This window comes from Alkalihalophilus marmarensis DSM 21297 (assembly GCF_000474275.2).
GTDB classification, from domain to species: Bacteria; Bacillota; Bacilli; order Bacillales; family Bacillaceae_D; genus Alkalihalophilus; species Alkalihalophilus marmarensis.
This window is the reverse complement of record NZ_ATAE01000067.1, coordinates 35,932-50,205: the sequence shown is the minus strand read 5'-3', so window position 1 is coordinate 50,205 and position 14,274 is coordinate 35,932. Positions and strand designations below refer to the sequence as shown.

Genomic DNA, 14,274 nt, shown 5'->3' with positions numbered 1-14,274 from the left:
TAACAGACGAAAACTTAAGGTACTTCGTGTCCCATCGAACTATGCAAAATCTCAAACCATTGATCTAAGGTCAGTTCAATCTCTGCCGATGCAGCTGCCCCTTGAATCCGTTCGATATTTCCTGATCCAATGATCGGCATGATCTTTGCTGGGTGCTTCAACAGCCATGCATAAGCGACTTGATCCATAGAGGCTGCCCCTGTCTCGTGTTGGATCTTTGTTAATGATTCTCGCAGTCTAATACTCTTATCATCTTCTCCTGTAAATAGCTTCCCTCCTGCAAGAGGTGACCAAGCCATAGGAGCTATGCGCTCACGCAGACAAACATTCAGTGTCCCATCATGAATATTTTCAAGTTCATAAGGAGAAACTTCGATTTGATTTGTTACCAGCTTTTCATCTAGATATGATTGCAGCATCGACAACTGATGTTCCTTGAAGTTAGAGACTCCAAATGCTCTTACTTTCCCTTCTTTCTTTAACTGAGAGAATGCCTCAGCAACTTCACTAGGGTCCATCATTGGGTCAGGACGATGAATAAGTAAGACATCAATATAGTCCGTATGCAAATTGGCCAGCGATCTTTCTGCCGACTGAATAATATGTTTTTTTGACGTATTATAATGGTGGGAACGATGCTCTGGACGATTTTCAGACTCCAGTACAATACCGCATTTTGTAACAATCTCCATTTTCTCGCGGATTGATGGCATGAGAGCTAAAGCTTCTCCAAAACGTTCCTCACATGTGTAGCTCCCATAAATATCAGCATGGTCAAACGTTGTAATGCCCGTTTCTAACACTTCGTTGATTAAAGAGATAGCCTCTTGTTTTGTAATATTCCAATCTGATAAACGCCATAACCCATGTACAAAACGGGAAAATGACAGGTCTTCTGTTAGTTGGATACGCTCCATTACTAACACCTCCATTTCTTATATTGCCTCATTATATCGTGTTTACCCTACTTAGAAAATGATTCTCCTCTGTACACCACAAGCATGAATATCCATCCGCTTCGTGTCATACATAATGATGTAGTGCCTTTTCAAAAAATCTATTCAACTTAGAAATGAGGCGATAAGATGTCACAACCTGTTCAACCTCTTAAAAACGCTGGACTGGCGGCTGTATTAAGCGCACTCTGGTGTGGACTTGGGCAAATCTACAATGGACAAATCGGTAAAGGGCTCTTATTTATGTTTATTCAATTTATTAATGCGCTGCTTTTTTTTGTTGTTATCGGTTTTATCACTTATCCTATTATGTGGATTTGGGGTATGGTCGATGCTTACAGACAGGCTGAAGAGTTAAACAAACAGCAAAATGTGATTCAAGCAGATGCTTAACTAATAAAAATCCTCTATGCCTTATGCAGCATAGAGGATTTTTTTGCTATGGTGTCAGCATCAAATGCTTACTTTTTGTTTGGTATTCTTCAGGGTTGAGCAATGTTTTATGATAGCCTGCTTGTGTCCAATCTTTTATTTGGTTGTGGTACCAAGGGCTTCTAACATGACCTGATTGACCAGGGCCTACTACATGCTCACTTCTAGATAAATCTGAAAGATCCATGACCCCTCTCCAGCCTGCACCATTTGTAACATTTCCCGTGTCAGCATTCCAACTCGCCGCCATCACCGTGACACGACTTCCGCTCATTGGCGTCGGCTCGCTGTTAAATAGTAGATGAAGAGGAGCTACACTAGAGAGCGGATGAGCAAATGCGACTGAATGAAACTCTCCCCAATTCCATTCATTTGCATCACTTCCTTGCAGCCGAACGATTCGGTCAGTCGTCTCTTGTAAGGATGTCAACAACAACTGATCAATTCCTCCTTGTGCTTCGATCCATTCACTTCTCTCTCCGCGGTCTGCTCGCCTGATTAATTCATCTACTGCACCAGCACGGTTATCAAAAAGCTCCATCATTGATTCATTAATTCGATCTTTAAAGAGCTCATCAGAAACTTGCTGCATCCATAAATGAAAAATAAGCGGCGCCCCTAAATCTTTATGATCTTTAAAATCCCACTCGCGAAGAAGTTTTAACGCCTGTTGATCTTCATCCCTTAACTCTGCAGAATCTTCTACACTATTTAATAATATTGGGAGCATTTCTTCTGCTTGTAAATTATGAATATCATTCTGCAGCTGTTTCATATCTTCTGTCGTAAATGTATCTCCGCTTCCAAGTACATCATAAATCCGCTGCTGTCTAAACGGCTGAGCCCATGTGTGAGTGATATGATATGGGTAATCATCATTCACAATCTTATTGTTGGCCGTTGCAATAAACCCTTGTTCAGGATTGACCACAGTCGGCAGCTCCTCCCATGGGATAAAGCCTTCCCATTCGTATTCCCCAGTCCAGCCAGGCACAGGAGTTAAGCTGTCTCCTTTAGAGCGGATAGGAATTAAGCCGTTTGCACGATAAGCAATCGTTCCGTTGACATCTGCAAAGACAAAATTTTGTGCCGGTGTATGAAAGGATTCAAGTGCCTCGCTAAAGCTGTCCCAATCAGTTGCTTTATTAAACTTCAACACAGCTTCTAATTCAGGTGAAGGAAGATGTGCTGTCCATCTCAGGGCAAGGGCATATTCATCATCGTCATCATAGGCGAATTCTGAAATGATCGGGCCATGTCTTGTTTCAACGACTTCATAATGAACATCTTCCGCGTCTTTTACTTTAATCAGCTCATCATATACCGTTGCTTTCTCCCACTCTCCGATATACTCAAATAAGTAAGCGTCTTCAGCATGTCTTCTTTCGATATAAAGATCCTGCACATCAGGACCTACGTTTGTCACGCCCCAAGCAATGTTTTCGTTATGTCCTAAAATAATGCCTGGAACCCCTGCAAAAATAACGCCAGTCACATTTTGTTCAGGTGACTGCAGATGAGTTTCATACCAAATGGCTGGTGTCGCTAATCCTAAATGTGGATCATCCGCTAGAATCGGCATCCCCGTCTCGGTCTTATCTCCGCTTAGAACCCAGTTATTACTCCCGTTAAAAGGATCGGGAATGACAGCTGCGAGAAAACGGTCAGTTAAATCAAGCTTATGTGCTTTTAACTCCTCCATGACAAGCGCCCCGTCCTCAGGATAGCTAGGAAACAACTCAAGTGCTTCCTCCTCTGAAAAGTTTTGCGCTAAATAATATCTAAATGCTTGGCCTTCCCAATGTCCCCCTAAATCAAACGCCATGTATTTTCCGATTGTTAAAGAATCTGTCTCTGTCCATTCCTCCGGTTCATACCCTAAGATTCGGAACTCAATTGGCAAGGTACCCTTTTCTTTCGCTTCACGAATAAATGCATTAACACCGATCGCATAGGCGCTAAGCGCCTCTTTCGCTTCATCTGAATACAATTCTGCTGATGCCTCTGCTGCCCTTCTTAAGCCAAATGAGCGAAAAAATTTATCCGTATCAAGAGCCGCCTCACCTATAACTTCACTTAACATACCTGAAGCTTGTCTACGGCTTAAATCCATTTGAAATAATCTGTCTTGAGCTGTTACATATCCTTGAGCAATATAGAGATCCTTCTCATTTTCAGCTTCAATATGAGGAACCCCCATCTCGTCTCGCCATACAGATACCGGCACATCAAGAGCTTCGAGAGTGACTTCTCCCTCGACTGTTGGGAGCGGCTTAACAATCTGCATATATAGCCAGCTTCCCGCCCCAATGAGCACAATGAACAATACAACTGCTGTAATCCCTACAATTTTAGGCCATTTTCTCTTCGTCTTAACCGTCTGTTGCCCTACCCCCGTCTGAATCGCCAATGGAATCCCCCTTTATTCGTTTATACATACTTATTCACAGTCAAAACACGATAATCCTTTTTCCTAACAGGACTTTTTTATCAGAAACTAAAATAGCAGCCAGGAATATGTGATCCTGGCTGCTATTGATTAGTATTTTGTTACACAACCTATTTTTAGCGATTGCCTTTTGCCCACTGTTTATTATTATATCTCCCTATTCAACGGTAAGAGGGATTACAATGCTTCCAAGAAAGATGGGCTGCCCACCATTTGTGGAATAATCTTTGAGTCTTGCTGTGATCATTTGATTATTTTCATATGTTTTGAAGTAATATTCACATGTCTTCGTATTGATAAAAGCAACATATTTTGTGTAATCAATTGAATCTCTATCAGTCACCACAATACCTTTAGGAATATAAACACTGTTCATAATATGAAAGCACGACATAACGGCTTCAGAACGGCTTGCAGGAACTTCTATATGCGTTTTTAGAAATGCCGTACGAACAAAACGTTCAGGAGATGTAAAGCCCCCGGGAAGAAGTCTCGTTCCTGCCCCTTGGCTAAAAGGTGTTAGTAATACATTTTCCCATTCAGCTTCCTTTTTTTGAGTGGTTGAAACCCCCATGTAATTTCTTAGGTTGGTCATATGCCAGTGAAAATCCGGGCTATTCGCCATAACTCCTATTGGGTTATCAATTATCTCCAGGCCTGCTTTCGTTTGTTCAATCACAACACATTTACCACTGCGATCCGTTGCAATCCAATGCAGGGGAGCTGCTTTTTGTGTAACAGGGTCTGGGATACCTACGATATGAACGCTTTCTAATAGAGACTTTATATCCTCTATAGAGCTGCAGCGCCCAAGCATATAATGAACAAAATCTAGGGAAGCAATCGACTCTTTGTCTTCTACTGTTGGTACATCATAATTCGCATACCCTTCAAAATATAAAACGGCACAAGCAAAACCTTTTTCATTTACACCATCGAAAAAACCTAACATACCATCTGTTTGCTGGCCAATAGAAATAAAGCTATAGTCGTTAGCGAATGGTTTATTGGTAGCTAGACTGTGCCATTCATAATTTCTAGGTATAACATACATCCCAGGTTCAATTGGATAGGAAAAGTCCATCGTTCTTCCAAAGAAGTTCTCACCTTGGGTTGACTGTAAAGTAATAGCGGTACACATATAGTAATCCCTCCGATGCTATAAATATCCATAATTACTATTTATGTATTGAAGGTAATAATATGTCTTTGTTCCTAATTACTCTTACATATCAAACATTCTAGGCTGAGCCTTTTCAAGAAATAAGTATTACCAACCGGAATCAGTTGATAAATAATTGATACTCACTCATTTTGTTAATAAGATCACCATCACAAAAAATCCCCCGAATCATTAATCCGAGGGAACAAAAAATTCTTTATATTTAACTAAAACCATAAAATTAATGATCAAGCTATTTCAACTCTAACACCGTAACACTCTCAACCTGCGCCGTCCATGGGAACATGTCGACTGGCTGAATATTATCTACCTTATATCCTTTTGTTCTTAAGTACTCCACATCTTTGGCTAGAGTCGATGGATTACAGGATACATAGACAACTCGTTTTGGTTTGACATCCGTAATAGTACGAAGCAACGTCTCGTCACAGCCTGTTCTTGGTGGGTCTACTACGACCACATCTGGCTTCCATCCTTCTTTCACCCACTTAGGCAGCCATTCTTCAGCCGTTCCTACCTCGTACGTAAAATGATCATAACCATGCTTATCGGCATTCACTCTTGCATCTATAATAGAAGCTTCAATCACATCCATGCCTCGAACTTCTTCTGCGCCATCAGCAAGCCATAAGCCGATTGTCCCAACTCCGCAATACGCGTCAACCACTTTTTCCGTCCCAGTTAACTTTGCTGCACGCTTCGCTTCGTTATACAGTTTAACGGTTTGGGTAGGGTTCAATTGAAAGAACGCTCTTGCTGATAATTCAAATGAAATATCTCCAAGTTTCTCTTCAATTACTTCTTCCCCGTCTAGGTGGACTGTTTCTTCTCCAAAAATAAGCGACGTCTTGTTGCCATTAATATTCTGCATAAGCGAATTCACTTCAGGAAGGCGCTTCTTAATCTCTTCAATTAATACATTCTGTCTTGGTATTTCCTTTTCATTCGTCACTAATACGACCTGTACATGGCCTGTTTCAAATCCGACACGAGTAACGATTGTGCGAATAAGCCCTTTATGCTTACGCTCATCATAAATAGAGACGTTTAAATCAGCTAATATCTGTTTCATTACTCTCGTTACTTTATTCGTTGCTTTATGCTGTACCATACAGGCTGATAAATCGATTACCTTATGGGAATTCATCGCATAAAGTCCAGCAATGACACGACCGCCCTTTTTAGCAACTTGCAGCTGGCTTTTATTTCGGTAGTACCAAGGGTCTTCCATTCCAATTGTCGGCTGAATAACCTGCTTCTCCATATTAAGCTTTGTATGACGTTCAAAAGCTTGTCTAATAATATCTTGCTTACTTACAAGCGTAGCCTGATATTCCATATGCTGCAGCTGACAACCACCGCATTGATCATAGATCGGACAAGGCGGCTCGATTCGTTCCTTAGACTTCTTTCTGATCTTCGAAATCTTAGCTTCTGTGAACCTAGCACCTGCCTTTGTCACTTCCCCAACTATTTCCTCACCTGGTAATGCTCCTGGTACAAAGACAACCTTACGTTTAAAATAGCCGACCCCTTCCCCGTTAATACCAAGGCGTTTGATGGATAAAGGGATTTTCTGGCCCACGTTTAACTCAACAGACTGACTATCACCTTGAGCTTTCGTATTTCGTTTATATGGCTGTTTCATTTTATCAACTCCGTCCTCATTTCCGGCTCCTATTATAGCATGTATCGTACATTCTTCCTAAACTTACTAGGTCGCTTCCCGTTTCATCTCTGTTAGAATAAGTTAAGGAAACACTTAGTGGAGGAGAGATTGTTCGTGTCTATACCAACAGATGTTGCATCCTTACAAATCATGGCTCACGTGTACAAGCGTGCGAGTCTTCAATCGATTTTTAACAAAACGGTGGAAAGCCTTGTTGAACAAGTTCCATATATCGATTGGGTAGGGATCTATATGTATGAAAACTTAAATCACAAGCTTGTAGCCGCTTCCTGCTTAGAAGACGACCTAAAATGGGAATGTAACGGAGAATTAAAATTCCCAATTAAAAATGCAGCAGGAGAAGAAACAGGAATGATGATCGTTCGCAGCCGTCAGCCAATAGCATTTGATGTGACGGATGTATCAACATTAGAAACCATCGCTTCAGCTATCGGACAAGAAAGTCTTGTCAGTTAATAAAATCCCCGTCAATGACGGGGATTTTTTGTGCGTGGATTATTCCTCATGCCAAACCAGCCTCTTCCTATCTAAATGAATCAATCCGCTTTTCTTATTGTCCAGCTGCAGCTCCTTGTCCTGCGGGTAAAAATGGTGCATTGATTGAAGCCAAAGAACGGCTTCGAATCACTCCCCCTTATTTTACCGCATGCCAGAACAGTCGCTTCCGCTTTTCTTATGGAAATGGGAGTTGTTCGATTTTTTGGCTGAACATGTAGTCATCTAGGCTTTTGAAGGTGTAGCCTTGTTTTCTAGCCTCATCGATTACTTTTGGCAGAGCTTCTGCATTGTCACTAGAAATAGAGTGTATCAGCATGATGGCTCCTGGGTGAATTCGTTTCATGATTTGATCATATGCGTACTGTCCGCCTTTTTGATTATTCACTTCCCAATCTTTATAAGCCATGGACCAAAATACATTGGTGTAGCCTAATTTGGCAGATAAAGCTAACGAACGTTCGCTGAATTGTCCTCGAGGAGGTCTGAGGTAATGCATCTCTTTTTCGCCTGTGAGTTCTGTAAATCTGTTCTTTACCTTAGTTAACTCTTCCATCAATCTTCCCTCACCGATTTCAGGAAGACTTGGATGATGCCAAGAGTGATTACCGACAATATGGCCCTCATTGACCATTCTCACTACAAGGTCTGATGCAGAATCTAAGTAATGACCGGTGACAAAGAACGCAGCTGGTACTTCTTTTTCTTTTAACACATCTAAAATCTTCTCAGTGTATCCATTTTCATACCCATTATCGAACGTTAAGTACAATTCTTTTTTCGTTGTATCCCCGATAAAGAAGCCTCCTGTATCTTCGAGCATCTGAATATAAAGAGGCTCGGTTGTAACAGGCTTATTATCTTTTACAGGTTTGAAGCTCCAGTTATACGTTTTGGAGTCGTAAGCATGAATGCCGCCTGCTGTTATGTTGAAACAAACGAAGAAAAGAAAGAGGAGGACGGTTGTTTTTTTGATCATGATGTATCATACTCCCTCACTTTTTTCTTAGTTTGTCACTAGTACAGTGCAATATGTATGCTTTTCATTGATTAGACAATATAAGGAAGGATGTATCGTAGGTGATGAGAGACTTGGCTTGCGGAACTTGTATAGTGACTGAACTGCACATAATTGAATTTTTTCACACTGTTTATGCGCCTGTTGATAAGCTTATTGCGTGGGTATGAAATGTAATTGTGTCCTTTGCCATTTACATTGCGCTAATTACACACTATTGCGGCCTTTCAACCACGATATGCGTCGTTGTTAATCATTATTTGATCTTTTTAACGGAAGAATTGTGTAACTTCAGAAACGAGGAAAAAGCTGCCTTGTACAAGGCAGCTTCCTGTTCAACAAATACTTATTTAAATACCGGCTCTTTAAATTCAGCTAATTTTTCAAGTGAAGATTTATCCACATCAGCATGCAGACTGTTGCCGTGTGAATCCATCGTTACAATTGCAGCAAACCCTTCTACTTCTAGGTGCCACATCGCTTCTGGGATTCCAAACTCCATTAAGTCTACACCTTTTACTTCTTTGATACAGTCAGCATAATACTGAGCCGCACCGCCAATGGCATTTAAGTAGACGCCGCCATGCTCCTCTAAAGCTTTAAGTGTCTTAGGTCCCATACCGCCTTTACCCATTACTGCTCGGATACCAAATTTCTTCATGATATCACCTTGATAAGGCTCTTCACGAATACTTGTCGTAGGACCGGCCGCTTTCACATGCCAGTTTCCTTCTTCGTCCTTAAGCATTACTGGACCACAGTGGTAAATAATTTGTCCGTTCAAATCAATTGGTGCATCATGATCCATTAGGTGATGGTGAATCGCATCACGGCCTGTATGCATCATTCCGTTAATAATGACAACATCCCCGACTTTAAGATCACGAATTTGTTCTTCAGTGATTGGTGCTTCAAGAACCACTTCACGTGTTTCTTCCTGTACTTCAGCTGTTGCGGCAATCTCTTTGCTCGCCGTATTTAGATCAACTGTTTCGCCATCTTTGTATAACCACTCTTTAATATCACCAGTTGATTGATCAATAACTACACCTAAACGGCGATATGCCCAGCAGTTGTACGCTACGGATACAAAGAAGCTTGCTGGTAAGCGGTTCATTGCTCCAATTTTACAGCCGAGTAATGTCGCTTCTCCGCCGAATCCCATTGTTCCAATACCAAGTTTATTAGCATTTTCCATTACATAATCTTCAAGCTTCTTAAGGTCTTCAACCGGGTTTACATCATCTACTGTGCGGAATAATTGCTCCTTAGCTAAGGAATAACTCGTTGTACGATCGCCGCCAATTCCAACACCAATGAAGCCCGCACTACAGCCTTGTCCTTGTGCTTGGTAGACAGAGTGCATAATACACTTGCGAATACCATCAAGGTCACGTCCAGCACGGCCGAGTCCTTCTAACTCTGCCGGTAAGCTGTACTGTACATTTTTATTTTCACAGCCGCCGCCCTTTAAGATTAAGCGGACATCAATCACATCTTCTTCCCATTGAGAAAAATGAATAACCGGTGTCCCACCACCTAGGTTGTTGCCGCTGTTTTTACCTGTTAAGGAATCAACAGAGTTCGGACGAAGCTTTCCATCAGCTGTTGCTTGCTCCATTGCTTTATGAATGGCTTTTTTAATTTCGATTTGGTTTACGCCTACAGGAGTTTTAATTTCAAACGTAGGCATACCCGTGTCCTGACAAATAGGTGACACTTTCTCATCTGCCATTTCAATATTCTCTGTAATTGTTGATAAAGAAAGTGCTGCTCTTGTGCCTGCATTCTCTTGTGCTTTTGCCTTAGCAATCGCACGACGTACATCATTCGGTAAGTTTGTTGATGTTTCCACGATTAACTCATACATGCTTTGTTGCAATTTCTCCACTTCTGCCAGCTCCTTTTCCGTTCTTCTCTATGTTCTTCGTCTTCTATTATACTGCTAGTCTAAACATTCCGAAAGACCAAATTGAAAGCGTCTACAGATGCGAACACAAATAAAAAAAGGACCCCATTAAGGAGTCCTTTCTGTTATTACTTCTGTACGTTTGCAGCTTGAGGTCCGCGAGCGCCTTGCTCGATTTCAAATGAAACAGCTTGACCTTCTTCAAGTGATTTGAAACCTTCACCTTGGATAGCTGAGAAGTGTACGAATACGTCGTCTCCACCTTCAACTTCGATGAAACCGAAACCTTTTTCTGCGTTGAACCATTTAACTGTACCTTGTGTCATGAAAATTCCTCCATCGTGGATTACCCACATATTATTACTACTCTTGCTCATGTAATCCAATAGAAAGAAAACCACTTGTAAAAGAAAGGCTTAACTTTATCGAGATATCCGAACAAAAATAATGTAAGTTCATCATAACAGTTATGATGAGGAAAAGCAAATTTAAGTTGTAAGTTGTTCTAATTCTTCTTCAAAATAGAAAGTGTGGGGATATTCTTTGACTGTGTAGGAGTAACGTTTCATATTCGGCACGTAGCTGAATTTATTCACTGTGACCGTCTCTTTTAAAGACTTAAGTAATACCTTTTCATTTTTATCAAATTTATTTTTTCGCACTGTTTTTCCCACTTTCTATTTTATAACGTCCTTCTATTGTCTCATAGTTATCTCACTTGTAAACCATCAAAAAAAGGGAGCAATTAAAAAGACGCTAGGGAACACTGCTCCATAACGCCTTTTTTATGTATAAAATTATAATAAGCCCATTTTTTTTGAGGCCATTCCTTCCATCGATAAGTGATGGTCTCGATTAATGTAATGAAATAATGGCTTGCCTGATTTACTCCACTCAATATGTGAAATACTTGTATTCCCTATCTGAAACGGACGGTGAAATTCTCCCCAATTGTCACCAATCATAAGATACGTGAGGAAAATACTAATGAAGCCGCCATGTGAAACGATGGCAACATGGTCGTTTTTATGTGCCCTATTTAATTGGTCAACAACGTATTTACATCGGTCTGTCAGCTCGTGAACAGACTCTGTTCCAGCAATGCCTGAGGTTAGAATCGATGTTTCTCTCACTTTAGGAAATTGTTCATAGATCTCATCGCGTGATAACCCTTGAAACGGACCTAAGTTTACTTCACGGACTTTCTCCCATTTATGAACGGTCAGGTCTTTTTCGCTTCCAATTGCAAGAGCCGTATCGTGTGCGCGGGTTAAGTCACTGCTGTATAGATAATCGAGTTGAATTCCTTGAAAGAAGTTTCCAAGCTTTAATGCTTGTTTTTTTCCTAGCTCAGAAAGAGGAAAATCACTCCAGCCTTGAATCTTACCTAATCGATTACCTTCTGATTCACCGTGACGGATTAAATAAAGATTCATTTAAATGCCTCCTTATTCAGACCAATCGTTACGGAATTGCTTACACTTTACTTCAATATCATCCAGCATAGCAAGTAATCGATCAATCTCTTCAACACCAGCATCTTCGGGGTCGATTGAATCCAGTACACTCATTACTAAATCTAACCTGCGGTGCAGGTAATCCATTTGTTCTTTCTTGTTGTGAATAGCTCCGCCCACTCTTAATCGCTCCTTTATAGTACATTTACTTTTATATTCATTCGATCTAACATGTCATACGTAACGTACTCTTCATTAAAACTGCTTAAAGTTTAACAGATTCAATTGATCGGGACAACTAAGGAACGGGATGTCAATTGTTGTTAAGTCTTTTTCTTACTTTCTATTTACGTTATGATTAGGGTTAGTATGAGAATTCATGATGTTTTGCATGTTGCATATGCAGAACTGTAACTAAAGTAAGGAGTTCGATTTTTTTGAATCAAACATTACCAAAAATCACCCCCTCCTATGACCCATGGGAGGCTTATGAAGATATCATCTCTTTTGGCAGACAAGAACTTACAAACATCGAGTTCACTACGACTACCCTTTGTAATATGAGGTGTGAACATTGTGCAGTCGGTTACACCCTGCAGCATAAAGACCCGACTCCACTGCCGCTTGATTTACTTATTAAGCGATTAGATGAAATTCCTCATTTAAAAGCATTTAGTATTACTGGCGGAGAACCTATGCTCTCGATGAAATCGGTCGATCAATATGTCGTTCCGTTACTAAAGTATGCGCATGAACGTGGAGTCCGTACACAAATCAACTCCAACTTAACACTTGATTTAAAGCGGTATGAAAAAATCATTCCATATCTCGATGTTCTTCATATCTCTCATAATTACGGAAGTGTAAATGATTTTGCGGAAATTGGATTTGCGGTGATGGAACGTAAACCGAGCTACGAGCAGCGTGGAGCTCTATTTGAACGCATGGTTAACAATGCAAAAGAATTAACCAAACGAGGGGTTATCGTATCAGCGGAAACGATGATTAACAAACGAACGCTTCCTCACTTAGATAAGATTCATCAACAAATTGTAGAAATGGGCTGCCAAAGACATGAGGTGCACCCTATGTACCCTAGCGACTTCGCTTCGACTCTTGAAGTGGCCTCATTAGATGAGATCCGTGCTGGCATCCACCGACTCCTTGACGTACGAGACCCTGATACATGGATGTTATTTGGCACTTTACCATTTTACCCTTGTAGTGAGAACGCGGATGACCTTCTCCTTCAAAAGAGGTTATTTAGTGAGAAGAATGTAACGGTACGAAATGATCCAGACGGTCGTTCACGCTTAAATGTAAATATTTTTGACGGAGACATTATCGTAACTGATTTTGGAGATACACCACCTCTTGGCAACATTACAAACACATCTTTAAATGAGGCGTACGAAACATGGCGAAACACTGAATTAAACAAGTCTTTATCTTGCCATTGTCCTTCCGTTAAATGTCTTGGCCCGAATGTCCTTGTAAAAGATGCGTACTATAAAGAGCTAGATTTTACGAAACGCAAATCAAATATTTAACGAAAAAGGAGCTTGTCCCTGAGGACAGCTCCTTATTTCCCGTATAAACGAGCAGGTGATGGACGCAAATATCCTTTGAACAGATACAATTCTCCCTCGCACCGACGCATATGTTAGTTGAAGTAACGCAATTACTCGAGACTGGCGCAATTAACCCGGCAAAACATATAATTCCATGAAATATCGGCGCAATCAGCTCACGAACTAACGCATAAACGACTCCCAATCATACAATTATACCTTCTCAAACCAATTCACCCTGTTACTACTTAGGCTGATTCGCGGCAATAAAGGCAAAGGATAAATGATCTTGAACAGGAATCCATGCGCCTACCCCTTGCTGTGTTACATTTTTTACTTCAAGTTTGCGTTTGCCGCCTTTAAACGTTAAATAAACTTCTCCGTAAGTCACTTTTCCCTTTTCATGTGCTGCTGGCACATAGCTATGCAAATATCCTACCTGCTTAGGGGCAATATGATACGAATTATTCTTTTTTGTTCCTTGACCAATCACTGTATCAAATGCGAGCGGTAAATTTGTATGCTCAGCTGCTTTAATCATCATCATTTTCTTTACTGCTTCACTATTTGGTATCTTTGCTGTTAACCCGCCATTCACACGTTTTTGTTGTTCCTGAGTATAGGCAAGCTTCTGCGGAGACTGTCCCCCGCGATTATCGATGAAATTAGTGTTCACTTTCTGGTATTCCCAGTTCACTTCGGTTCCATTTGATTCATAAGCTAACGGCCATTCACCCAAGTAAATAGAAGCACGGAACCCGATTGCCAGCTTGGAATCGTTAATGGTTGATTCATTAAAAATTCGGATAAGGTCAGGGTTTTCAATTTTAACATCTGTTGTACCTAGTAACTCTTCAGCTAACGTGCTCGGCTGAAGATAAGGAAGGTCTTGGGTAGGGTTTGTGTACGTATTCTCTTTAGATATAGGCAAAACTGAGCTTGGAATGGTAAAATCTTTCTTTGCTTCAGCGACTTTTTCATCTTTACCATCTTTCCCTTCACTATCTCCTTGGGCCATTACTGTATATGGTGCGCTTTGAAATGAAATACACACAAAGAGAAGCATCATAAGAACCGTTATTGTCCGCTTCATCATTATTTCCTCCTTAATTTA

At 40.8% G+C, this 14,274-nt stretch carries 14 protein-coding genes; 3 read left to right on the top strand and 11 right to left on the bottom strand.

Going from position 1 to position 14,274, the window contains the following annotated elements:
• Positions 1–14: 14 nt before the first annotated feature.
• On the bottom strand, positions 15–917 hold the full coding sequence (locus A33I_RS18965; RefSeq protein ID WP_022629894.1) for an aldo/keto reductase: 903 nt from the start codon (positions 915–917) through the stop codon (positions 15–17).
• 168 nt (positions 918–1,085) lie between these two features.
• On the opposite strand from A33I_RS18965, the gene A33I_RS18960 reads away from it, so the two are divergent.
• Positions 1,086–1,349 carry a hypothetical protein gene (locus A33I_RS18960; RefSeq protein WP_022629893.1) on the top strand — a complete coding sequence of 88 codons (264 nt, stop codon included), beginning with the start codon at positions 1,086–1,088 and terminating at the stop codon, positions 1,347–1,349.
• Positions 1,350–1,395: 46 nt separating this feature from the next.
• On the opposite strand, the gene A33I_RS18955 is transcribed toward A33I_RS18960, so the two are convergent.
• From A33I_RS18955 to rlmD, 3 genes are all read right to left on the bottom strand, one after another.
• The gene (locus A33I_RS18955) at positions 1,396–3,798 is read right to left on the bottom strand and encodes a penicillin acylase family protein (RefSeq protein ID WP_022629892.1); all 2,403 of its coding nucleotides are present in this window, start codon (positions 3,796–3,798) and stop codon (positions 1,396–1,398) included.
• A gap of 196 nt (positions 3,799–3,994) precedes the next feature.
• The gene (locus tag A33I_RS18950; protein ID WP_022629891.1) at positions 3,995–4,978 is read right to left on the bottom strand and encodes a linear amide C-N hydrolase; all 984 of its coding nucleotides are present in this window, start codon (positions 4,976–4,978) and stop codon (positions 3,995–3,997) included.
• 274 nt (positions 4,979–5,252) lie between these two features.
• Positions 5,253–6,668, bottom strand: a complete 1,416-nt coding sequence (rlmD, locus tag A33I_RS18945) for a 23S rRNA (uracil(1939)-C(5))-methyltransferase RlmD (RefSeq protein WP_022629890.1) — start codon at positions 6,666–6,668, stop codon at positions 5,253–5,255.
• 135 nt (positions 6,669–6,803) lie between these two features.
• Here rlmD and A33I_RS18940 point away from each other — a divergent pair, with 135 nt between their 5' ends.
• Positions 6,804–7,166 (top strand): hypothetical protein, encoded by a 363-nt coding sequence (locus A33I_RS18940; protein ID WP_012957558.1) that lies wholly within the window; start codon positions 6,804–6,806, stop codon positions 7,164–7,166.
• Positions 7,167–7,383: 217 nt separating this feature from the next.
• On the opposite strand, the gene pdaA is transcribed toward A33I_RS18940, so the two are convergent.
• The 6 genes from pdaA to A33I_RS18915 all read right to left on the bottom strand — a co-directional run bounded on the left by pdaA (position 7,384) and on the right by A33I_RS18915 (position 11,769).
• Positions 7,384–8,184, bottom strand: coding sequence for a delta-lactam-biosynthetic de-N-acetylase (gene pdaA, locus A33I_RS18935; RefSeq protein ID WP_022629888.1), 801 nt, complete (start codon positions 8,182–8,184; stop codon positions 7,384–7,386).
• Positions 8,185–8,569: 385 nt separating this feature from the next.
• Positions 8,570–10,093, bottom strand: a complete 1,524-nt coding sequence (locus A33I_RS18930) for a fumarate hydratase (RefSeq protein WP_031311878.1) — start codon at positions 10,091–10,093, stop codon at positions 8,570–8,572.
• A 167-nt stretch (positions 10,094–10,260) separates the two neighbouring features.
• Entirely contained in the window at positions 10,261–10,458 is a 198-nt protein-coding gene (locus A33I_RS18925; protein ID WP_012957554.1) for a cold-shock protein, read from the bottom strand.
• A gap of 162 nt (positions 10,459–10,620) precedes the next feature.
• Positions 10,621–10,794 (bottom strand): hypothetical protein, encoded by a 174-nt coding sequence (locus A33I_RS21165; RefSeq protein WP_022629886.1) that lies wholly within the window; start codon positions 10,792–10,794, stop codon positions 10,621–10,623.
• Between the two features lie 135 nt (positions 10,795–10,929).
• Positions 10,930–11,568 carry a histidine phosphatase family protein gene (locus A33I_RS18920; RefSeq protein WP_022629885.1) on the bottom strand — a complete coding sequence of 213 codons (639 nt, stop codon included), beginning with the start codon at positions 11,566–11,568 and terminating at the stop codon, positions 10,930–10,932.
• Positions 11,569–11,580: 12 nt separating this feature from the next.
• Positions 11,581–11,769, bottom strand: a complete 189-nt coding sequence (locus A33I_RS18915; protein ID WP_022629884.1) for an SE1561 family protein — start codon at positions 11,767–11,769, stop codon at positions 11,581–11,583.
• A 257-nt stretch (positions 11,770–12,026) separates the two neighbouring features.
• On the opposite strand from A33I_RS18915, the gene yfkAB reads away from it, so the two are divergent.
• Positions 12,027–13,139, top strand: coding sequence for a radical SAM/CxCxxxxC motif protein YfkAB (yfkAB, locus tag A33I_RS18910; RefSeq protein ID WP_022629883.1), 1,113 nt, complete (start codon positions 12,027–12,029; stop codon positions 13,137–13,139).
• A 265-nt stretch (positions 13,140–13,404) separates the two neighbouring features.
• On the opposite strand, the gene A33I_RS18905 is transcribed toward yfkAB, so the two are convergent.
• Positions 13,405–14,253, bottom strand: a complete 849-nt coding sequence (locus tag A33I_RS18905) for a YfkD famly protein (protein WP_022629882.1) — start codon at positions 14,251–14,253, stop codon at positions 13,405–13,407.
• Positions 14,254–14,274: the final 21 nt, after the last annotated feature.

Excerpts from the sequence above, each read along its gene's own strand:
- A33I_RS18905 (WP_022629882.1), bottom strand. The coding sequence starts at position 14,253 with ATGAAGCGGACAATAACGGTTCTTATGATGCTTCTCTTTGTGTGTATT.
- rlmD (WP_022629890.1), bottom strand. The coding sequence starts at position 6,668 with ATGAAACAGCCATATAAACGAAATACGAAAGCTCAAGGTGATAGTCAG.
- A33I_RS18960 (WP_022629893.1), top strand. The coding sequence starts at position 1,086 with ATGTCACAACCTGTTCAACCTCTTAAAAACGCTGGACTGGCGGCTGTA.
- A33I_RS18925 (WP_012957554.1), bottom strand. The coding sequence starts at position 10,458 with ATGACACAAGGTACAGTTAAATGGTTCAACGCAGAAAAAGGTTTCGGT.
- A33I_RS18920 (WP_022629885.1), bottom strand. The coding sequence starts at position 11,568 with ATGAATCTTTATTTAATCCGTCACGGTGAATCAGAAGGTAATCGATTA.
- A33I_RS18965 (WP_022629894.1), bottom strand. The coding sequence starts at position 917 with ATGGAGCGTATCCAACTAACAGAAGACCTGTCATTTTCCCGTTTTGTA.
- A33I_RS18950 (WP_022629891.1), bottom strand. The coding sequence starts at position 4,978 with ATGTGTACCGCTATTACTTTACAGTCAACCCAAGGTGAGAACTTCTTT.
- pdaA (WP_022629888.1), bottom strand. The coding sequence starts at position 8,184 with ATGATCAAAAAAACAACCGTCCTCCTCTTTCTTTTCTTCGTTTGTTTC.
- A33I_RS18930 (WP_031311878.1), bottom strand. The coding sequence starts at position 10,093 with ATGTATGAGTTAATCGTGGAAACATCAACAAACTTACCGAATGATGTA.